Below are 18,912 nucleotides of genomic sequence, written 5' to 3'. Positions count from 1 at the left end.
GACCAAAAATCTGTGTGGGAGCAAAGCTTGCTCGCGAGGCGGCGGTACATTCAGCATTGATGCAAACAAACCCACCGCTATCGCGAGCAAGCTCGGCTCTCACAGGGCTCGGCGGTGTGCGTGAATACTGTGTGCCCTGAAGAGCACGGGTATCCCCACGCCAAGTTAAACCCGGAACCGTCCCACCAACGTCTGCAAATGAACCCCCAACCGCGCCAGCTCGGCACTGGAGGCCGCAGTTTCTTCACTGGACGACGCTGTCTGCTCCGACACATCACGCACATTCAGTACGCTACGGTTGATCTCCTCAGCCACCGCACTCTGTTGCTCGGCCGCGGCTGCGATCTGCTGGTTCATCGATTGGATCGCCGAAACCGTGCGAGTAATGTTCTCCAGCGAGCCTCCCGCGCGGCGGGTCAGTTCGACGCTGCTGTCGGTCAGGCTGCGGCTGTTGTCCATGATGGTCGCGACCTGTTCGGTGCCGCTTTGCAGGCCAACAATCAGTTCTGCGATTTCTTCGGTGGACTTCTGGGTGCGCTGGGCCAGGCTGCGGACTTCATCGGCCACCACGGCGAAGCCTCGTCCTGCCTCGCCGGCACGGGCTGCCTCGATGGCGGCGTTGAGCGCCAGCAGGTTGGTCTGCTGGGCCACGGACTTGATCACGTCCAGGACGCTGCCGATCTTGTCGCTTTCGCGCTTCAACTCCCCCATGGCGGCGGTGGAATTGCCTACTTCCTTGGCCAGCCGCTCGATCTGGGCAATGGCCTCGCCCACCACTTTGTCACCTTCGCGGGCCTGTTGGTCGGCTGCGACGGCGGCTTCGGAGGCTTCCTCGGCGTTGCGCGCGACTTCCTGCACTGTGGCGGTCATTTCGTGCATGGCGGTGGCGACCTGATCGGTTTCCACTTTCTGGCTATTGACCCCGGCGCTGGTCTGCTCGGTCACGGCCGAGAGCTGTTCGGCAGCGCTGGAGATCTGGGTCACACCTTCGCTGATGCCACCGATCAATTGCCGCAGGCCGACGGTCATGCTTTGCATGGCGCGTTGCAGTTGGCCGAGTTCGTCGCGGCGCTCGGAGGTGAGGTTGTGGGTCAGGTCGCCGGCAGCCACGCGTTCGGCAACTTTCAAGGTCTCGCCGAGCGGGCCGACGATCTGCCGGGTGATGAACAGGGCAGCGATCACACCGAACAGCAGCGCCAGCGTGGCGGCTACGACCAGCAGCGTCTTGGCTTGGGCAACGTCGTGGTCACGCACGGCTGTCTGGGACACGGTCAGTTTCTGGCTGGAATCGATCAGAATCTGGCCCTGCTCAGTCATACGCTGGAGTGCGGCGGCGTTTTCGATTTGTGAATCACGGAACTGGGCGACCGCCGCGCGGTACAGATTGAACGAGTCGCTGGCCTGCTGCAGGTTGGCGGCGTGTTCCTGGGGCAATTCGTCTGGCAGGCGCGCGAGCAGTTTGAGGACGTTGTCGATGGCCTCGAGGGCGGGTTGCTGGGCTTCGCTCTTGCCGCTGTAGGTGTAGCCGCGAACCTGGTAGCGGGCCTGCTGGATGGCCTTGCTCAGGGTGACCACGCTGTTGAACGGGGTGACGTCGCCCGCTTGCAGCATCAACTTTTCAACTTCGGCGACGCGGGCCACGGCGTTGTCGGCGCTGGCGCCGAGTTTGCTGCGTGCATCTTCGCGGCTGACGGTAGCGCGGGTCATCTGGGCGAAGGCGCCTTTGTATTCGGCGACGGCGGCCAGTTGCTTGTCGATCAACGCGACGTCGGCCGGCTGTTCGATCGACTCGCGAGCGGTTTTCAGCCCGGCCTCGAGCTTGCCAAGCAGATCGTTGACCGCTTGCGGTCCTTTCTCGCCCCGCGTGGTGTTGTAGTCGATGCTGGCCAGGTTCAAGTCTTTGCTCAAGTCATTGAGACTGGCAATGAACCCCAGTTTATCGCCCCGGCTGATGACATTGCTCAGGCCGGACCAGCCGGTGAATGCGATCATCAAGGTGAGGAACAACACCAAGCCGAAGCCTGCGCCGAGTTTGCGATTGACGCTTACATTTCCCAGACCCTGGGCAAGCCACCGGAACATGCTGATACTCCCTTGGAGCGTTGAATTGGTTTTATGGGATCTGTATCGGCAGCGTTGGCGGGATCTGTAGAAAATAGGCGCTGGGGGCTCCCTCGCCATAAGGATCATGTGCCTGTGTGGGTGTTGCCGGGTCAGAACAACCGGGCAAGCAGTGCCGTAACCGCGGTCTCGACCCGCAGGATTCGCTCGCCCAGTTGCACCGGTTGCAGGCCGGCCTTGCCCAGCAGGTCGATCTCGTAGGGAATCCAACCGCCTTCGGGGCCGATGGCCAGGGTCACCGGTTCTGTCAGCGCTCGCGGGCAGGGCGGGTGGTTGCCAGGGTGGCCGACCAGGCCGAGGGTGCCGTTGGCGATGGCCGGCAGGCGGTCCTCGACGAAGGGTTTGAAGCGTTTCTCGATAACAACCTCAGGCAGTACGCTGTCCCGGGCTTGCTCCAGCCCCAGGATCAATTGCTCACGAATGGCCTCGGGCTCGAGGAACGGTGTCTGCCAGAAACTTTTTTCCACGCGATAGCTGTTGACCAGCACCACTCGCGGCACACCCATGGTGGCGATGGTCTGGAAGACCCTGCGAAGCATTTTCGGACGCGGCAGCGCCAGCACCAGGGTCAGTGGCAACTTGGCCGGTGGCGGCTGGTCGAGGGTCACTTGCAGTTCAGCCTCGCGAGCTTCCAGGCGCAGCACCTGGGCCGAGCCCATCAACCCACCGATGCGCCCGACCCGCAGGCTGTCACCGACGGCACTGCGATGGACTTCCTGCATATGGGTCAACCGGCGATCGCTCAGGATGACGCGGTCAGGCCCGATGAAATCGGCCTCTTCGAGCAGCAGCAGGTTCACGCTTGGGTCGCTGGCGGCTGGTCGTTGTGGTCATCGACCGGCTGGTCCTCGGGTTCTTCTTCCCGACGCTTGCGCACCAGGCTGCCGAACAGGATGCCGATCTCGAACAGCAGCCACATCGGCACCGCCAGCAGGGTCTGGGAGAAAATGTCCGGCGGGGTCAGGATCATGCCGACCACGAAGCAGCCGATGATCACGTAGGGACGGATCTTCTTCAGGTAGGCCACGTCGACCACGCCGATCCACACCAGCAGCACCACGGCCACGGGGATTTCGAACGCCACGCCGAAGGCGAAGAACAGCGTCATGACGAAATCCAGGTAGCTGCTGATGTCGGTCATCATCTCCACGCCCGCCGGGGTGGCGGCGGCGAAGAACTTGAAGATCAGCGGGAACACCAGGTAATAGGCGAAAGCCATGCCGGTGTAGAACAGCAGGATGCTGGACACCAGCAGCGGCACGGCGATGCGCTTTTCATGCTTGTACAGGCCCGGTGCGATGAAGCCCCAGATCTGGTGGAGGATCACCGGGATCGCCAGGAACAGCGAGACCATCATCGTCAGCTTCAATGGCGTCAGGAACGGCGACGACACGTCGGTGGCGATCATTGTCGCGCCTACTGGCAGGTACTGGCGCAGTGGCGTGGAGACGAAGGTGTAGATCTGCTGGGTGAAGGAAAACAGCCCGGCGAAGATGATGAACACCGACGCGACGCAACGCAGCAGGCGGGTGCGCAACTCGGTGAGGTGCGATACCAGCGGCATCGGCTGGTCGTTTTCAGGAATATCGCTCATGGGGCTCGCGGCGGCAAAGTAGGATCGTTAGGCGCAGGGACAGCTGGGGGCGCTGTGTCCGCGACCGTCGGTGTCACTGGCGCCGGTTCAGCCACCGGCGCGCCACCTTCTGGCACTTGGGGAGCCACCGTCGGCTCGGCCTCAGGCTGAACTGGCGTCGGTTCCTGCTGGGTGGGCGTGAAGATTTTCCGCGCCTCCTGCTCCAGGGACAGAATGTGTTCGTTGTGCAGTTGCCGACGGATGTCGTCGGCACCGATTTCACGTTCAACTTCCTGTTTGATCGCATTGAAGCTGCGCTTCAGGCGCCCGATCCAGAGGCCGGCGGTGCGCGCAGCACCCGGCAGGCGCTCGGGGCCCAGTACCAGCAGGGCGACGAGGCCGACGAGCAGCAGTTCAGTGAAGCTGATCCCAAACATTAGTCAGTGCTCACGAGTCTTTACGGATGGGCTCTTCGACTTTTTGGGCCTGCACATCGATGGTATTCGGCGCATTCACAGGCTGAGTGGCCTGTGGATGTACCGGTTGGGTCGGTTGTGCGGGCTGAGCCTGGTTTGTCGTCGGATCGGCCGGTTTCTCGTCATCGTTCATGGCCTTGCGAAAACCCTTGATCGACTCGCCGACATCGGTGCCGAGGTTCTTCAGTTTCTTGGTGCCGAACACCAGCACCACGACGATCAGGATGACGACCCAGTGTTTCCAGTCAAAGATACCCATGTGGCTACTCCTCTCAAAAATGGATCAGGCGGACGGGCGCGAGGCTTTCTCGACGTGCCCGGACAGACCGAAGCGACGGTCCAGTTCATCCAGTACGGCCTGCGGATGCTGCCCCAGTTGGGCCAGCATGACCAGGCTGTGGAACCACAGGTCGGCGGTCTCGTAGATCACGTCGCTGCAGTCGCCGCTGATGGCGGCGTCCTTGGCAGCGATGATGGTCTCGACGGATTCTTCGCCGACTTTTTCCAGAATCTTGTTCAAGCCCTTGTGGTACAGGCTGGCGACATAGGAGCTGTCGGCCGCGGCGCCCTTGCGCTCTTCCAGCACCTGGGCCAGGCGGGTCAGGGTGTCACTCATGGGTATGTCCTGAATAAATGGCATGCGGGTCCTTGAGCACCGGGTCGACGGTTTTCCAATCGCCGTTCTCGAAGACGCGATAGAAGCAGCTTTGACGGCCGGTGTGGCAAGCAATCTCACCGACTTGCTCGACCATCAGGATGATGACGTCGCCGTCGCAATCCAGGCGCATCTCATGCAGGTGCTGTACATGCCCGGACTCTTCACCCTTGCGCCACAGCTTGCCACGGGAACGTGACCAATAGATGGCTCGGTTCTCGGCGGCGGTCAGGGCCAGTGCCTCACGGTTCATCCAGGCCATCATCAATACGCGCCCGGTCTTGTGGTCCTGGGCGATGGCCGGCACCAGGCCGTCAGCGTCCCACTTGATCTCGTCCTGCCAGTTTTTCATCGTTGACTCCGACCATGGGCCGCGCACCTGACGTCGGCGGGCCCAGCGTTGAAACAGTGTGCCAGCGCGAATCGGTGCTGGCTATCGGCGAACGACCAGATACAGACCGACCGCCATCATGATACCGGCCGGCCAGTGACCCAGTTCGCTCAACGGCCCGCCGGTCGCCAGCACCGCGCCGCCGCCCAGGTGAGCCGCGCCAAGCAGGCGCAACAGCCAGTCGTCCTTGCGTCGGTGCCACGGTGGCGCCGGGTCGTGGGCGTGGGGTTGGGACATGCGTTCGAGCAGGTCGCGGGTCATGTTGGCCAGGTGCGGAATCTGCTCGAACTGGCTCTGCACGTTGCCCAGCAAGGCGCGCGGGCTGACGCGCTCGCGCATCCAGCGTTCGAGGAACGGTTGGGCGGTGTTCCACAGGTCGAGGTCCGGGTACAGCTGGCGACCGAGGCCTTCGATGTTCAACAGGGTTTTCTGCAACAGCACCAACTGGGGCTGGACCTCCATGTTGAAGCGTCGCGCGGTCTGGAACAGGCGCATCAGAACCTGGCCGAAGGAAATATCTTTTAACGGTTTTTCGAAGATCGGTTCGCACACGGTTCGGATCGCCGCTTCGAATTCGTTGAGCTTGGTCTCGGCCGGCACCCAGCCCGAATCGATATGCAGTTGGGCGACACGGCGGTAATCACGCTTGAAGAAGGCGAACAGGTTGCGGGCCAGGTAGTCCTGGTCCTCGGGGGTCAGGCTGCCGACGATGCCGCAGTCGATGGCGATGTATTGCGGGCTCCACGGTTGCACGGTGCTGACGAAAATGTTGCCCGGGTGCATGTCGGCGTGGAAGAAACTGTCGCGGAACACCTGGGTGAAGAAGATTTCCACGCCGCGCTCGGCCAGCAGTTTCATGTCGGTGCGCTGGTCGGCCAGGGTCGCCAGGTCGGTGACCTGGATGCCGTAGATGCGCTCCATCACCAGTACTTTCGGTCGGCACCAGTCCCAATAGACCTGCGGCACATAGAGCAGCGGCGAACCTTCGAAGTTGCGGCGCAGCTGGCTGGCGTTGGCGGCCTCGCGCAGCAGGTCGAGTTCGTCGTAGATGGTTTTTTCGTAGTCCTGGACCACGTCCACCGGGTGCAGCAGGCGGGCATCGGCCGACAACCGTTCGGCGGCGCGGGCGAGGATGAACAGCCACGCCAGGTCCTGGGCGATGATGGGCTTGAGGCCCGGGCGGATGACCTTGACCACCACCTCTTCGCCGCTCTTGAGCTGGGCGGCGTGCACCTGGGCCACGGAGGCCGAAGCCAGGGGCTCGACGTCGAAACGGCTGAACACTTCGCTGATCTTCTTGCCCAGTTGTTCCTCGATCAGCGCCACCGACAGCTTGGAATCGAACGGCGGCACGCGGTCTTGCAACAGCATCAGTTCATCGGCTATGTCTTCGGGCAGCAGGTCGCGCCGGGTCGAGAGGATCTGCCCGAACTTGATGAAGATCGGTCCCAGGTCCTGCAAGGCCAGGCGCAGGCGCGCGCCACGCGTCAGGTCCAGGGTTCGTCGGGGGAACCAGCGCCACGGCAGCACGAAGCGCAGCGCCAGGAGAAACCAGGGCAGCGGCAGGGCGAACAGCAGGTCATCGAGGCGGTAGCGGATCACGACGCGCTGGATGCGCAACAAACGGCGGACGGCAAGCAGCTTCATGCGTTATCGCTTGGTTTCAAGGGATCGGGAAAGGCGCTCGAAACGCGCCTCGAGACGTTCCAGGTCAAGCTTGACCTGGTCCAGTTCATCAAAACGGGCCTGGGCCTCGCGTTGGCCTACGAGGGTACGCGATTCTTCGGCCAGGTATTCACTCAGATTCTGTCCCAGGCTGGCGAAGCCCTGGCGATACCAGCGGCGGCGACTGTGCAGATGGCCGCTGAGCAACTGGGTCGCCACCGGGCCGATCCAGCGGGACACTTCGTATTCCCAGTCCAGTTCCAGGTCCTGGAGAATCGCCGCCAGTTCCAGCAGCACGCCACTGTCGCCGTCGAGTTCGACTTCGGGGCTGTGCAGCACCGCGGTCTTGTCCTTGCCCAGGGCCAGGTTCAGCAGGCTCGAGGCCGGGGCGCGCAGGGTGCAATCCGCCTCGGCTTCCCAGTGGGCGGCGAGCATCAGGCCTTCGTCGCTGGGCAGGATGAACAACTGCAACGCCGGGTTGCGGCAGTCGACGGCGATCACCTTGCCGCTCAAGTGCGCCAGGCGCGCGAGCGCCGTGCTGTCCAGGCGCAGCACCCGGTTGATGCCGAGTTCGACGCTGGCGAGCAGGCCGGTGAGCAACATCAGGGCTTGATACCGCGGTGCAGGGCGACGATGCCCGCGGTCATGTTGTGGTAGGTCACGCGGTCGAAACCGGCTTCGACCATCATCGACTTCAGGGTTTCCTGGTTCGGGTGCATGCGGATCGATTCGGCCAGGTAGCGATAGCTTTCCGAGTCATTGGTGATCAGCTTGCCCATCAGCGGCATGAAGGCGAACGAGTAGGCGTCATAGGCCTTGGACATCAGCGCGTTGGTCGGCTTGGAGAACTCCAGCACCAGCAGGCGGCCGCCGGGCTTGAGCACGCGCAGCATCGAGCGCAGGGCGTCTTCCTTGTGGGTGACGTTGCGCAGGCCGAAGGCGATGGTCACGCAGTCGAAATGGTTGTCGGGGAACGGCAGCTTTTCGGCATCGGCCTGGACGAACTCGACATTGCCGGCCACCCCCAGGTCCAGCAGGCGGTCGCGGCCGACCTTGAGCATGGACTCGTTGATGTCGGCCAGCACCACCTGGCCGGTCGGCCCGACGATGTGGGAAAACTTCTTCGTCAGGTCGCCCGTGCCGCCAGCGATGTCCAGCACACGATTGCCGCTGCGCACGCCCGACAGCTCGATCGCGAAACGCTTCCACAGGCGGTGCATGCCGCCCGAGAGCAGGTCGTTCATCAAGTCGTATTTGGCGGCTACCGAGTGGAAAACCTCAGCGACTTTTTCCGCTTTCTGGCTTTCCGGCACGTTCTTGAAGCCGAAGTGAGTGGTGGGTTCGGCATCGCTGCTTTTGCGCTGATCAGTCATATCGCGGTCACCAAAAAAGAATGCGGGACATTCTAATCCCGGTGGAGGGCTTTGTCTTGGCAAGGCTGAAGGTAAGATGGGCCACCGCCGGGACGTTTTGACGCAGCCAGGGTCTGAAACGTTCAGGCAAGTCCCGATAAAACAGGAGTCACCCGATGGCCCGTATAACTGTTGAGCGTGCCCATGGCCTGGGCAAGGAAGCGGCGCGAGAGAAGGCCGACAAGCTGGCGCAGAAGTTGTCCGACAGCTATGGCCTGGAGCCGCAGTGGGTAGGCGACACCCTGAAACTCAAGCGTTCCGGGGTCAAGGGCGAAGTGCATGTGGGCGAGGATTCGATCCGCGTCGACGTGGAGCTGGGCATGTTGATGTCGGCCATGAGCGGCACGATCAAGACGGAAATTGAAAAGGCGTTGGATAAGGCGTTGGCCTGATCGACCAAAAGGGAGGTGAACGCAAAGCTGAAATTCCCCACCCCACCCTGTGGGAGCGAGCTTGCTCGCGATTGCATTGTTTCAGTCACATCAAGGTTGGCTGACACTCCGCCATCGCGAGCAAGCTCGCTCCCACCGGGATAGTCATCGCCCTCCGGTTTTGTGTCAGTTGTTAGGGTGCCGTTTCTAATTATTGTCACTACTTTGTGCCTGAGCCCGTCCATGTGCGGGCAGTTCCTCAAACCTTTTTTCGAGTGAGGTGCACCATGGCCAAAGTTATTCTGAAGAAAAAAACCGACGTTGAATCTTCCACGCTCAGCGACGTGAAAACGTACGCGCGCAAGATCTGGCTGGCTGGCCTGGGCGCCTACACGAAGGTCGGCCAGGAAGGCAGCGGGTACTTCCAGGAGTTGGTTAAGGCTGGCGAAGTTATTGAAACCAAAGGCAAAAAGAAAATTGCCGGGAAACTTGAAGCGGCCAACAGCGAATTGATTGAAGCCAAGAGTGACGTCAATACTTTCAAGGCCCGGGTTGAAGTACAACTCGATAAAGTCGAGAAGGTATTCGATGCGCGTGTTGCAAGTGCCTTGAATCGTATCGGCATTCCGTCTAAACATGACGTTGAGACACTCTCTGCTAAGCTCGATGAGCTTACAGCATTGCTCGAACGTGTCGCGCGTAAACATTAAGGAGAACGGGATGGCTGGCAAAAAGATCACAGAAAAAGAGGGCAGCTCGTGGGCCGGGAAGATTGAAAAATATTCCCGCAAAATCTGGCTTGCTGGTTTAGGCGTGTACTCGAAGATCGACACTGACGGCAGCAAGCTCTTCGAGTCCCTGGTTAAGGACGGCGAAAAGGCCGAAAAACTCACCAAGACGGCAGTCGGCAAACAAGTCGATGCCGCCAAGGACTCTGCCGAGTCCGCCAAGTCGCGCATCGGCGGCGTGAAGGATCGGGCACTGGGTAAATGGGACGAACTGGAAGGGGCTTTCGACAAGCGCCTGAACAGCGCGATCTCGCGCCTGGGCGTGCCGAGCCGTAATGAAGTCAAGGCGCTGCACAGCAAGGTCGACACCCTGACCAAGCAGATCGAAAAACTCACCGGCGCCAAAGTCGCACCCGTGGCGACCAAGACGGCGGCGGCCAAACCGGCCGCTAAAACGGCAGCCAAACCACTGGCCAAGGCTGCGGCAAAACCCGCCGCCAAACCAGCGGTGAAAGCAGCGGCCAAGCCCGCGGCTAAAACCGCTGCGGCCAAACCTGCTGCCAAGACGACGGCCAAGCCGGTAGCGGCGAAAGCGGCCGCCAAGCCCGCCGCCAAACCGGCTGCCAAGCCAGCGACCAAGACTGCTGCAGCCAAACCCGCAGCGGCCAAGCCTGCAGCCAAGCCAGCGGCAAAAGCGGCGGCCAAACCCGCCGCGGCGAAAAAGCCTGCCGTGAAAAAAACGGCCGCGCCAAAAGCCGCCGCGCCCAAGGCGCCAACCGCGGCCGCCAAACCGGCAACCCCGGCGAGCACGACGAACTCCGTCGCCGCTCCGACTCCGGTCGCCACTCCAGCACCATCGGCGACTCCAACGACGCCTTCCACCCAGTCCTGATTCTGCGGGACATGCAAAAACGCCCGGCCTGTGAAGGTCGGGCGTTTTTGTTTGTACGCAGGTCAATCTCAAACCTTGAAATCACCCGGAAAACAATGTGGGAGCGAGCTTGCTCGCGATAGCGGTGGGTCAGCAGTATTGATCTTGACTGATACACCGCAATCGCGAGCAAGCTCGCTCCCACAATGGATCTTCCACTGCTGGTCGTCAGTCATGCTCTTCCAGGTACCGCAACGCCAGCCGCTCCGTCGCCACCTTGGTCGCGGGCGGCAGGTGCGGCGCCACCAGCATCATGATCTGGTAGACCACCAGTCGAACCTCGCCCTCGCGGTCCAGGATCCGCTGGTAGTCCAGGGAGAACAGCAACGTCATGGTGATCTGCTCCACCAGTTGCCCGAGGGCCTGGGTATCGCTGACCAGCAAATCCTGGGCCTTGAGCTGCGCCAGCAGTGAGGCGAGGGTTCGCTTCAGGGCGTTGAGCAGTTGACGGATGCCCTTGGCCAGCTTCGGCAGGCGCCCGGCCAGGTTCGACAGGTCCTGGAACAGAAACCGGTACTGGGCCAGGCGCTCGACGATCAAGTGCAGGAACAGCCAGTAGTCTTCCGGCGCCAACTGCGCATCCGCCGGTGGGTCCAGCAGCGGTGCCAGTTCGCTCTGGAAGCGCTCGAACAACCCGAGGATCAGCGGTTCCTTGCCATGGAAGTGGTAGTAGAGGTTGCCTGGGCTGATGCCCATTTCGTTGGCGATTTCCATCGTGGATACGTTCGGTTCGCCCTTTTCGTTGAATAATTGCAGGGCACATTCAAGGATGCGGTCGCGGGTTTTCATCCGGTCTTCTTAATGATCGAGTCGTGCCACGGCCAATCGCCTGGCTGTGGGGTGGGGGCTTCAGCGCACGCGAACATAGGTGCCGGGGGCGGCGTCCAGAGGCGGGTAGTTCGCGTTGCCCAAGGTCATCTGGGTTTCGTGCTGGGCGCCGGAGCGTTCCTGGATCCAGCCCAGCCATTGCGTCCACCAACTTCCTTCGACGTGGGCGGCATCGTAGTACCAGGCCCGTGGGTCGCTGCTCATTTTTGCGCTTTCGATGTAGTTGGCCTTGGGATTGCCCGGCGGGTTGAGAATGCTCTGGACATGGCCACTGTTGGAAAGCACGAAGCGTTTGTCGCCACCGAGCAACAGCGTCGAGCGATAGACGGCGTCCCAGGGCGTGATGTGGTCGTTGATGCCGGCCACGCTGAAGCTGTCCACCGTCACTTTCTGCAGGTCGATGGGCGTGCCGCACACTTCCAGGCCGCCGGGGTGGGTCAGTGGGTTGTGCTTGAAGAAGTCCAACAGATCGCCGTGGTAAGCCGCCGGCAGCCGGGTGCAGTCGTTGTTCCAGTAGAGGATGTCGAAAGCCGGCGGCTCTTTGCCCAGCAGGTAGTTGTTGATGAAGTAGGTCCAGATCAGGTCGTTGGGACGCATCCAGGCGAACACCCGGGCCATGTCGCGGCCATCGAGAACGCCCTTCTGGTAGGAGCGGCGCTTGGCGGCCTCGAGGGCCTGCTCGTCGATGAACAGCGTGGCCGGGCTGTCGATTTGGCTGTCCAGCAGGCTCACCAGGTAGGTGGCGCTGGCGACTCGGCGCAACTGGCGCTTGGCTTGCAGGTGGCCTTGCAGGGCGGCGATGGTCATGCCACCGGCACAGGCGCCCATCAGGTTGACCTCACGGGCGCCCGTGATCGCCCGGCAGACGTTCATGGCCTCCTCCGTGGCCTCGACATAGCTGGACAGGCCCCATTCGCGGTGGCGTACGTCAGGGTTGCGCCAACTGATGATGAATACCTGCAAACCGTTTTTCAGGGCGTACTGGACGAAGCTGTTGGAGGGGCTGAGGTCGAAAATGTAGAACTTGTTGATCTGTGGCGGCACGATCAGCAATGGCTTGGCGTATTGCTTTTCGCTCATGGGCCGGTACTGGATCAGTTCGAGCAATTCGTTGCGAAACACCACCGCGCCGGGTGTGGTCGCCAGGGTCTTGCCGACTTCAAAGGCATGGGGCGTGGTTTGGCGCGGCAAGCCGTCGTTGTGCAGTAGGTCGTCCACCAGGTGGCTGATGCCTCGAACCAGGCTGGCGCCGCCGGAGTTGAACAGCTCCTTGACCGCCAGTGGGTTGAGCAAGGTATTGGACGGCGATACGGCGTCGTTGAGCAGAGTGAAGGCGAAGTGGGCGCGGGCGCGGTCATCCTGGCTCATGTCGCTTTCGTCAATCCAGCTCTTGACCTGTTTTTGCCAGCTCAGGTAGGCCTGCAGGCTGCGGCGGTAAAACGGGTTGAGCTGCCAGGTGGGGTCGGCGAAGCGCGGGTCGTTGGGGTTGGTGGGGTGCAGGGTTTCGCCCAGCAACACACGGCCCAATTGACCACCCAGTTTCAACGCATGCCGGGCGCTGTGCATCGGGTTGCGCAAGCCGTGTGTGGCCACGCTGCGCAAAGTGGACAGCAGGTCCCTGCCGCGCAGGCCGGTGACCGCACTTTGTGCGTTGATGAAACTGGCAGGGGCGGGCATGGAACCCTTCGCCGGTTTGTCGCGCATGAGTCAACTCCTTCGTCATCAGGCTAAAAACAAACACACCGAACCAGACAACATAGTCGCTGTTTCGGGTCGTTGCGCGATCAGGCGTCCTGCCAGGCGCTAATGGGCGGGTTTCAGCCGCCGCCCAGCGGCGAGGGATGCGGATGCATCACGGCACGCTGACGTTCTTCCTCCAAAAATTTCATGATGATCGGCGCCACCGCCTCGGCCCGGGTGATCAGGAACAGATGGCCGTCATCGATGATGTGCAATTGGGCGTTGGGGATGCGCCAGGCCAGCATGCGCATGTTGATCAGGGGAATCAGCGGGTCGTCATCGCCAGCCAGCACCAGCGTCGGCTGGTGGATCTTGTGCAGCCAATGGATGCTGGTCCAGCCGAGGCCGGCGAACAATTGCCAGTAATAACCGAGCTTGCCCGCCGAACGAACCTTGGCCGCGTGGCTGGCCGCCAGGCTCGGGTCCCGGCGGAACGAACCGCCATAGATCAGCGGTGCGATACGCATCACATGGGAAGGCTGAACGTAGCGCCGGGGGCTGGCCATCATCCACAGCACCTTCGGTTTGCCCGGCACCATCACCGCCCCGGCAGCCGTGGCCGCCAGCACCAGCTTCTTGCAGCGCTCCGGGTAGTCGTAGGCAAACTGCTGGGCCAGGGCACCCCCCCAGGACACGCCGATCACGTTGACCTGCCCGTAGTCGAGGTAGTCGAGCATCCGCGCGGTGAGCTTGGCCAGGCCCGGAAAGCGATACGGCCGGTTGGGCGTCGATGAACCACCGACGCCGGGCACGTCAAAGGCGATGACTTCCAGGTCCGGGTCCAGGGCCTGGATGAACGGGAACACCAGCTCGAGGTTGGCGCCGATGCCGTTGAAAATCAGCAAGGGCGTCAAGTGAGGCTTGCCGGGACGTACCGCGGTGCGCAAGGTCTGGCCATCCAGATCGACGGTACGGAAGATGTACGGTTGCGGCATGCTTCAAGCCCTGTCAGGTGAATCGCTGTCGTTCATGTAGCCCGTCCCTGTGGGAGCGAGCTTGCTCGCGATGAGGGCATCACAGCCAGCATCGCTGTCGCCTGATACACCGTCATCGCGAGCAAGCTCGCTCCCACCGGGGGGTTACCAGCGTGTCGGCTGCCGGGGTGTTTTCGTGAGCAAGCCCACGCCTCGGCAGACGAGTTGTCTTGTCTAGCGCTCATGCACATAGGTGCCGGGCGCCGCTTCACCGGCCGGGTAGGCCTTGTTGCCCAGCACGGTAGGGGCTTTTTTCAGTTTGCCCGAGCGCTCGGCCTGCCAGGCTTGCCAGTGCAGCCACCAGGAGTCGGTGTGCTTGGTTGAATTCTCCTGCCAGTCTTCGGCCTTGGCCGGCATGTCATCACTGGTCATATAGCGCGACTTGGGGTTGCCTGGCGGGTTGAGGATGCTCTGGATATGGCCGCTGCTCGACAGCACGAACTCCACCTTGCCGCCAAACAACTGCGCCGACTTGTAGCAGGACTTCCATGGTGTGATGTGGTCGTTGGTGCCGGCCAGGGAGAAGATGTCGGCGGTGACCTGCTTGAGATCGATGGGCGTGCCGCACACTTCCAGTGCGTTGGGGCGGATCAGTGGATTGTTCTTGAACATTTCGATGAGGTCGCCGTGGAACGCCGCCGGCAGCCGCGTGGTGTCGTTGTTCCAGAACAGGATGTCGAACACGGGCGGTTCGTTGCCCAACAGGTAATTGTTGACCCAGTAGTTCCAGATCAGGTCGTTGGGGCGCATCCAGGCGAAGACCTTGGCCATGTCGCGGCCTTCGAGTACGCCGGCCTGGTAGGAGTGGCGCTTGGCCGCTTCGAGGGTCTGTTCGTCGACGAACAGCGCCACGTCGGTGTCCAGGGTGGTGTCGAGCACGCTCACCAACAAGGTCAGGGCGTTGACCTTTTTCTCGCCGAGGGCGGCGTAATGGCCCAGCAGCGCGGTGCAGGTGATGCCGCCCGAGCAGGCGCCGAGCATGTTCACGTCCTTGCTGCCGGTGATGGCCGTGACCACATCCACCGCTTCCTTGAGCGCCTCGATGTAGGTCGACAGGCCCCACTCGCGCTGCTCCTTGGTGGGGTTGCGCCAGCTGACGATGAAGGTCTGCACGTTGCTGCGCAGGCAGAAGCGCGCCAGGCTCTTGTCCGGGCTCAGGTCGAACACATAGAACTTGTTGATCTGTGGCGGTACCACCAGCAGCGGTCGCTCGTGGACCTGCTCGGTGATAGGCCGGTACTGGATCAGCTCCAGCACGTCGTTGCGAAACACCACGGCGCCTTCGGTCACGCCCAGGCTCTTGCCGACCTCGAACGCGCCCATGTTCACCTGGCTCGGCATTCCGCCGTTGTGCACCAGGTCCTTGGCCAGGTGGGACAGGCCGTCCAGCAGGCTCTTGCCGCCGGTCTCGAAGAAGCGCTTGACCGCCGCCGGGTTGGCCGCCGAATTGGTCGGGGCCATGGCTTCGGTCATCAGGTTGATCACGAAATGCCCGCGACTGATGTCCGCGGGCGAGAGGCTGCTGTCGTCGATCCAGGCGTGCAGTTCCTTGCGCCACGCCAGGTAGGTTTGCAGGTAGCGTTTGTAGAGCGGGTTCTGGCTCCACGCCGGGTCGGCGAAACGACGGTCGTCGCCGGCCGGTTGCAGTTCGGATTTGCCGAACAGGACATTCTTGAGTTCGACGCTGAAATGGGCGACATGCTTGACGCTGTGCAGCGGTTGCCTGATGGCCTGCTTCAGCACCATGCGGGCAGAGGCCAGCAGGTCTTTCCTGCGCAAGCCGACGACGGGATTCAACCCCAGGGTGTTTTCCGAGGCCTGGTACTTCAGGTCATCGTTGTTCTTGTTGCTCATCTACGACGCTCCATTGTCCTTCAGACGAGTACCCGGTTGGTGCCATGAAGCCACACATCCGATACCAGGTACGCTGCTCGGGTGACCATTAATTCCGCATCGAGGGCCAATGAGGAAACGTATGCCAGGAACTCGCCGGTTCCTTTGCAGGGAACTTGCCAGCTCCATTGGTTACCCGAGTTTAATTTTTTTCGCAAGCAGGCCAGTCATTGACGTTGCTGCGCGGGCATTCAAGCAGATGAGTCTAGAAAAATCGCCCTAAAGCGCCAGCCCGTGAGCTAGAGCATCAGCTTGACGACGGACGCGTTCGGATCGCGGGTTTTTCCGGCGGCCTTGAGTTCGCCAAGATAATCGTTCCACAGGTCTTGCTGGCGCACCGCCAACTGGTAGAGATAGTCCCAGGTGAACAATCCGCTGTCGTGGCCGTCGTCGAAGGTCAGTTTCAGTGCGTACTGGCCGGCCGGTTCGACCTTGGTCAGGGCAACGTTGAGCTTGCCGTATTGCAGGATGGGTTTGCCATGGCCCTGGACCTCGGCGGAAGGCGAGTGCACCCGCAGGAATTCGGCGGGCAGGTGGTACTCCTCGTCCGGCGCGTATTTGAGCGTCAGGGTCTTGGAGGCTTTGTGCAGGTTGATGGCGGTGGGGAGTTTGGTCATGGGCTGTGATCCGTCTCTGAAGGATGCCTTGATCTGCAAAAACGACACGGCCCATGTGGGAGCGAGCTTGCTCGCGATGAGGGGTTGACAGTCAACACATGGGTTGAATGTTATGCCGCCATCGCGAGCAAGCTCGCTCCCACAGGTACCGGGAAATTTGTCGGTGGGTTACAGGATATACCGCGACAGGTCTTCGTTCTGCGCCAATTCACCCAAGTGGCTGTTGACGTACTCGGCGTCGATGAGGATCGGCGCTTCGTTGTGGGCGCTGGCCAGGTCGCCGGCGCTGAACGACACTTCCTCGAGCAAGCGTTCGAGCAGCGTGTGCAGGCGACGGGCACCGATGTTCTCGGTCTTCTCGTTGACCTGCCAGGCGATCTGGGCCAGGCGCTTGATGCCTTCTGGCGTGAACTCGATGCTCAGGCCTTCGGTCTTGAGCAGCGCGCAATACTGCTCGGTCAGGGACGCATGGGGCTCGCTGAGGATGCGTTCGAAGTCTTCCGGCGTCAGCGCCTTGAGTTCGACACGGATCGGCAGGCGACCTTGCAGCTCCGGCACCAGGTCGCTCGGCTTGCTCAGGTGGAACGCGCCGGAGGCGATGAACAGGATGTGGTCGGTCTTGACCATGCCCAGCTTGGTGTTGACCGTGCAGCCCTCGATCAGCGGCAGCAGGTCGCGTTGTACACCTTCGCGGGACACATCGGCGCCACCGACGTTGCCGCGCTTGGCGACCTTGTCGATTTCGTCGATGAACACGATGCCATGCTGTTCGACCGCTTCCAGGGCCTTGGCCTTCAATTCTTCTTCGTTGACCAGGCGGCCGGCTTCTTCGTCGCGCACCAGCTTCAGCGCTTCCTTGACCTTGAGCTTGCGGCTTTTCTTCTTGCCCTTGCCCATGTTGGCGAACAGGCTCTGCAACTGGTTGGTCATTTCTTCCATGCCCGGCGGCGCGGAAATGTCGACGCCGGCCATTTCGGCCACTTCGATCTCGATTTCCTTGTCGTCCAACTGGCCTTCGCGCAGGCGCTTGCGGAACAGCTGACGGGTGTTGGTGTCCTGGGTCGCGGCGGCGTCGGCGTTGAAGCCCATGCGCGCCGGTGGCAGCAGGGCGTCGAGGATGCGCTCTTCGGCGGCGTCTTCGGCGCGGTGGCGGACCTTGGTGATTTCCTGTTCGCGCAACAGCTTGATGGCGGCATCGGCCAGGTCACGGATGATCGACTCGACGTCGCGGCCGACATACCCGACTTCGGTGAACTTGGTGGCTTCGACCTTGATGAACGGCGCGTTGGCGAGCTTGGCCAGGCGCCGGGCGATTTCGGTCTTGCCGACACCGGTCGGGCCGATCATCAGGATGTTCTTGGGGGTCACTTCGACGCGCAGCTCTTCGGGCAGTTGCATCCGGCGCCAGCGGTTACGCAGGGCGATGGCGACGGCGCGCTTGGCATCGTCCTGGCCGATGATATGGCGGTTGAGTTCGTGGACGATTTCGCGGGGAGTCATGGACATAATAATTGGCGGTCCTCAAGCAAGAATGAGCCGGTGCGCAGGTGGCAGGCTTATTCGGCGAGGTCCTGCTCCTCAATGGTCTGGGTGTGGTTGGTGAAGACGCAGATGTCGCCGGCGATGCCCAAGGCAGTCTCGACGATCTCACGGGCCGACAGGTCGGTTTTTTTCAGCAGGGCGCTGGCCGCGGCCTGGGCGTAGGCACCGCCGGACCCCATGGCGATCAAGCCATCCTCGGGCTCAACGACGTCGCCGTTGCCGGTGATGATCAGCGAGGCGTCCTTGTTGGCGACCGCGAGCATGGCTTCGAGGCGGCTCAGGGAGCGGTCGGTCCGCCATTCCTTGGCCAGCTCCACGGCGGCGCGGACCAGATGGCCCTGGTGTTTTTCAAGCTGGACTTCGAATCGTTCGAACAGGGTGAAAGCATCGGCGGTGGCGCCGGCGAACCCGGCGATGACCTCGCCGCGATACAGGCGGCGGACTTTCTTCGCGTTGCCTTTCATCACGGTGTTGCCCAGTGAAACCTGGCCGTCGCCGCCCATGACGACTTTGCCATGACGGCGGACTGAAACGATGGTGGTCAAGGGAGAGTCTCCACGCAGCGGGGCGAAAATGCCCGGATGGAACTCATATGGGGGTGGCGTGGGGTTTTTCAACTGCGGGGTGGGGGAGGGGACGAGCGGCATCTGGCCGTTTGTGTCAAAGAAATGCTCTGTGGCGAGGGAGATCCCGCCGCGTCTTCGACGCTGCGCTGTCGCGCAGCAAACAGGGATCCCTCTACAGTTGAAGAACGCGCGCGGGGCAAAGGCCGTAACCAGCACTGGTGTGACAGCACCCGAGAGGGAGAGTGGCCTGCACGGTATCGGCGTGGAGTCGTTGATGGCACGGCCAGGCCGTGACCTCGTATAAGAGAGTGAATCCTTTCGCCACCGTGTACCCCGCGCGCGTCATTCAATCCTGCGAGGAATTGTCATGGCGCGCAAGAACCAAAAGCGTTTTGAGATTATCCATCATCACTGTGCCGGTATTGACGT

At 61.9% G+C, this 18,912-nt stretch carries 19 protein-coding genes and 1 pseudogene; 3 read left to right on the top strand and 17 right to left on the bottom strand.

Translation table 11 applies throughout. The annotated features are described in order from the left end of the window. Window positions 1–165: 165 nt before the first annotated feature. The 10 genes and pseudogenes from BM321_RS13180 to ubiE all read right to left on the bottom strand — a co-directional run bounded on the left by BM321_RS13180 (window position 166) and on the right by ubiE (window position 8,254). On the bottom strand, window positions 166–2,082 hold the full coding sequence (locus BM321_RS13180; RefSeq protein WP_092442799.1) for a methyl-accepting chemotaxis protein: 1,917 nt from the start codon (window positions 2,080–2,082) through the stop codon (window positions 166–168). A gap of 131 nt (window positions 2,083–2,213) precedes the next feature. Next, window positions 2,214–2,921, bottom strand: coding sequence for a 16S rRNA (uracil(1498)-N(3))-methyltransferase (locus BM321_RS13175; protein WP_092442798.1), 708 nt, complete (start codon window positions 2,919–2,921; stop codon window positions 2,214–2,216). Then, window positions 2,918–3,715 (bottom strand): twin-arginine translocase subunit TatC, encoded by a 798-nt coding sequence (gene tatC / locus BM321_RS13170; protein WP_092203302.1) that lies wholly within the window; start codon window positions 3,713–3,715, stop codon window positions 2,918–2,920. Before tatC ends, BM321_RS13175 begins: the two co-directional genes overlap by 4 nt. Next, entirely contained in the window at window positions 3,712–4,131 is a 420-nt protein-coding gene (gene tatB, locus BM321_RS13165; RefSeq protein WP_092328811.1) for a Sec-independent protein translocase protein TatB, read from the bottom strand. The genes tatC and tatB overlap by 4 nt, the downstream gene beginning before the upstream one ends. 10 nt (window positions 4,132–4,141) lie before the next feature. Then, window positions 4,142–4,429 (bottom strand): twin-arginine translocase TatA/TatE family subunit, encoded by a 288-nt coding sequence (locus BM321_RS13160; RefSeq protein WP_092442797.1) that lies wholly within the window; start codon window positions 4,427–4,429, stop codon window positions 4,142–4,144. A gap of 24 nt (window positions 4,430–4,453) precedes the next feature. After that, window positions 4,454–4,786: a phosphoribosyl-ATP diphosphatase gene (locus BM321_RS13155; RefSeq protein ID WP_003186671.1), complete on the bottom strand. Its 333-nt coding sequence runs from the start codon at window positions 4,784–4,786 to the stop codon at window positions 4,454–4,456. After that, the gene (gene hisI / locus BM321_RS13150) at window positions 4,779–5,177 is read right to left on the bottom strand and encodes a phosphoribosyl-AMP cyclohydrolase (RefSeq protein WP_003196931.1); all 399 of its coding nucleotides are present in this window, start codon (window positions 5,175–5,177) and stop codon (window positions 4,779–4,781) included. Before hisI ends, BM321_RS13155 begins: the two co-directional genes overlap by 8 nt. Before the next feature lie 81 nt (window positions 5,178–5,258). Then, the gene (gene ubiB, locus BM321_RS13145; protein ID WP_092203308.1) at window positions 5,259–6,863 is read right to left on the bottom strand and encodes a ubiquinone biosynthesis regulatory protein kinase UbiB; all 1,605 of its coding nucleotides are present in this window, start codon (window positions 6,861–6,863) and stop codon (window positions 5,259–5,261) included. Next, window positions 6,860–7,484, bottom strand: a pseudogene (locus BM321_RS13140) (SCP2 domain-containing protein). Before BM321_RS13140 ends, ubiB begins: the two are co-directional and overlap by 4 nt. Then, window positions 7,484–8,254 (bottom strand): bifunctional demethylmenaquinone methyltransferase/2-methoxy-6-polyprenyl-1,4-benzoquinol methylase UbiE, encoded by a 771-nt coding sequence (ubiE, locus tag BM321_RS13135; protein WP_092442795.1) that lies wholly within the window; start codon window positions 8,252–8,254, stop codon window positions 7,484–7,486. The pseudogene BM321_RS13140 and the gene ubiE overlap by 1 nt, the downstream one beginning before the upstream one ends. Window positions 8,255–8,409: 155 nt before the next feature. Here ubiE and BM321_RS13130 point away from each other — a divergent pair, with 155 nt between their 5' ends. The 3 genes from BM321_RS13130 to BM321_RS13120 all read left to right on the top strand — a co-directional run bounded on the left by BM321_RS13130 (window position 8,410) and on the right by BM321_RS13120 (window position 10,284). Beyond that, the gene (locus BM321_RS13130; protein ID WP_060739573.1) at window positions 8,410–8,685 is read left to right on the top strand and encodes a polyhydroxyalkanoic acid system family protein; all 276 of its coding nucleotides are present in this window, start codon (window positions 8,410–8,412) and stop codon (window positions 8,683–8,685) included. Between the two features lie 266 nt (window positions 8,686–8,951). Further along, window positions 8,952–9,374 (top strand): phasin family protein, encoded by a 423-nt coding sequence (locus tag BM321_RS13125; RefSeq protein WP_060739572.1) that lies wholly within the window; start codon window positions 8,952–8,954, stop codon window positions 9,372–9,374. Between the two features lie 10 nt (window positions 9,375–9,384). Next, window positions 9,385–10,284 (top strand): phasin family protein, encoded by a 900-nt coding sequence (locus BM321_RS13120; RefSeq protein ID WP_092442794.1) that lies wholly within the window; start codon window positions 9,385–9,387, stop codon window positions 10,282–10,284. 207 nt (window positions 10,285–10,491) lie between these two features. Here BM321_RS13120 and BM321_RS13115 read toward each other — a convergent pair whose 3' ends face one another. From BM321_RS13115 to hslV, 7 genes are all read right to left on the bottom strand, one after another. Then, window positions 10,492–11,112 (bottom strand): TetR/AcrR family transcriptional regulator, encoded by a 621-nt coding sequence (locus BM321_RS13115; protein ID WP_092253156.1) that lies wholly within the window; start codon window positions 11,110–11,112, stop codon window positions 10,492–10,494. A gap of 60 nt (window positions 11,113–11,172) precedes the next feature. Continuing rightward, entirely contained in the window at window positions 11,173–12,855 is a 1,683-nt protein-coding gene (gene phaC, locus BM321_RS13110) for a class II poly(R)-hydroxyalkanoic acid synthase (protein WP_092328827.1), read from the bottom strand. 113 nt (window positions 12,856–12,968) lie between these two features. Beyond that, window positions 12,969–13,826, bottom strand: coding sequence for a poly(3-hydroxyalkanoate) depolymerase (phaZ, locus tag BM321_RS13105; protein ID WP_003186648.1), 858 nt, complete (start codon window positions 13,824–13,826; stop codon window positions 12,969–12,971). Between the two features lie 213 nt (window positions 13,827–14,039). Then, window positions 14,040–15,719 carry a class II poly(R)-hydroxyalkanoic acid synthase gene (gene phaC, locus BM321_RS13100; protein WP_060739568.1) on the bottom strand — a complete coding sequence of 560 codons (1,680 nt, stop codon included), beginning with the start codon at window positions 15,717–15,719 and terminating at the stop codon, window positions 14,040–14,042. Between the two features lie 278 nt (window positions 15,720–15,997). Then, window positions 15,998–16,375 carry a gamma-butyrobetaine hydroxylase family protein gene (locus BM321_RS13095; protein ID WP_060739567.1) on the bottom strand — a complete coding sequence of 126 codons (378 nt, stop codon included), beginning with the start codon at window positions 16,373–16,375 and terminating at the stop codon, window positions 15,998–16,000. A gap of 168 nt (window positions 16,376–16,543) precedes the next feature. After that, on the bottom strand, window positions 16,544–17,881 hold the full coding sequence (gene hslU, locus BM321_RS13090) for an ATP-dependent protease ATPase subunit HslU (protein WP_072407360.1): 1,338 nt from the start codon (window positions 17,879–17,881) through the stop codon (window positions 16,544–16,546). Between the two features lie 50 nt (window positions 17,882–17,931). Next, a complete protein-coding gene (hslV, locus tag BM321_RS13085; RefSeq protein ID WP_092442793.1) occupies window positions 17,932–18,462 on the bottom strand; it encodes an ATP-dependent protease subunit HslV in 531 nt (176 codons plus the stop codon). Window positions 18,463–18,912: the final 450 nt, after the last annotated feature.

This window comes from Pseudomonas sp. NFIX10 (assembly GCF_900111955.1).
Classification (GTDB): Bacteria; Pseudomonadota; Gammaproteobacteria; order Pseudomonadales; family Pseudomonadaceae; genus Aquipseudomonas; species Aquipseudomonas fluorescens_AA.
Note: the sequence above shows the minus strand (reverse complement) of the source record. Positions and strands in the feature narration are given on the sequence as shown.

Coding starts and splice junctions, on each gene's coding strand:
- BM321_RS13180 (WP_092442799.1), bottom strand. CDS start 2,082: ATGTTCCGGTGGCTTGCCCAGGGTCTGGGAAATGTAAGCGTCAATCGC.
- ubiB (WP_092203308.1), bottom strand. CDS start 6,863: ATGAAGCTGCTTGCCGTCCGCCGTTTGTTGCGCATCCAGCGCGTCGTG.
- BM321_RS13120 (WP_092442794.1), top strand. CDS start 9,385: ATGGCTGGCAAAAAGATCACAGAAAAAGAGGGCAGCTCGTGGGCCGGG.
- ubiE (WP_092442795.1), bottom strand. CDS start 8,254: ATGACTGATCAGCGCAAAAGCAGCGATGCCGAACCCACCACTCACTTC.
- phaC (WP_092328827.1), bottom strand. CDS start 12,855: ATGCGCGACAAACCGGCGAAGGGTTCCATGCCCGCCCCTGCCAGTTTC.
- tatC (WP_092203302.1), bottom strand. CDS start 3,715: ATGAGCGATATTCCTGAAAACGACCAGCCGATGCCGCTGGTATCGCAC.
- BM321_RS13155 (WP_003186671.1), bottom strand. CDS start 4,786: ATGAGTGACACCCTGACCCGCCTGGCCCAGGTGCTGGAAGAGCGCAAG.
- hisI (WP_003196931.1), bottom strand. CDS start 5,177: ATGAAAAACTGGCAGGACGAGATCAAGTGGGACGCTGACGGCCTGGTG.
- BM321_RS13160 (WP_092442797.1), bottom strand. CDS start 4,429: ATGGGTATCTTTGACTGGAAACACTGGGTCGTCATCCTGATCGTCGTG.
- BM321_RS13130 (WP_060739573.1), top strand. CDS start 8,410: ATGGCCCGTATAACTGTTGAGCGTGCCCATGGCCTGGGCAAGGAAGCG.
- hslU (WP_072407360.1), bottom strand. CDS start 17,881: ATGTCCATGACTCCCCGCGAAATCGTCCACGAACTCAACCGCCATATC.
- phaC (WP_060739568.1), bottom strand. CDS start 15,719: ATGAGCAACAAGAACAACGATGACCTGAAGTACCAGGCCTCGGAAAAC.
- tatB (WP_092328811.1), bottom strand. CDS start 4,131: ATGTTTGGGATCAGCTTCACTGAACTGCTGCTCGTCGGCCTCGTCGCC.
- BM321_RS13095 (WP_060739567.1), bottom strand. CDS start 16,375: ATGACCAAACTCCCCACCGCCATCAACCTGCACAAAGCCTCCAAGACC.
- BM321_RS13115 (WP_092253156.1), bottom strand. CDS start 11,112: ATGAAAACCCGCGACCGCATCCTTGAATGTGCCCTGCAATTATTCAAC.
- phaZ (WP_003186648.1), bottom strand. CDS start 13,826: ATGCCGCAACCGTACATCTTCCGTACCGTCGATCTGGATGGCCAGACC.
- BM321_RS13125 (WP_060739572.1), top strand. CDS start 8,952: ATGGCCAAAGTTATTCTGAAGAAAAAAACCGACGTTGAATCTTCCACG.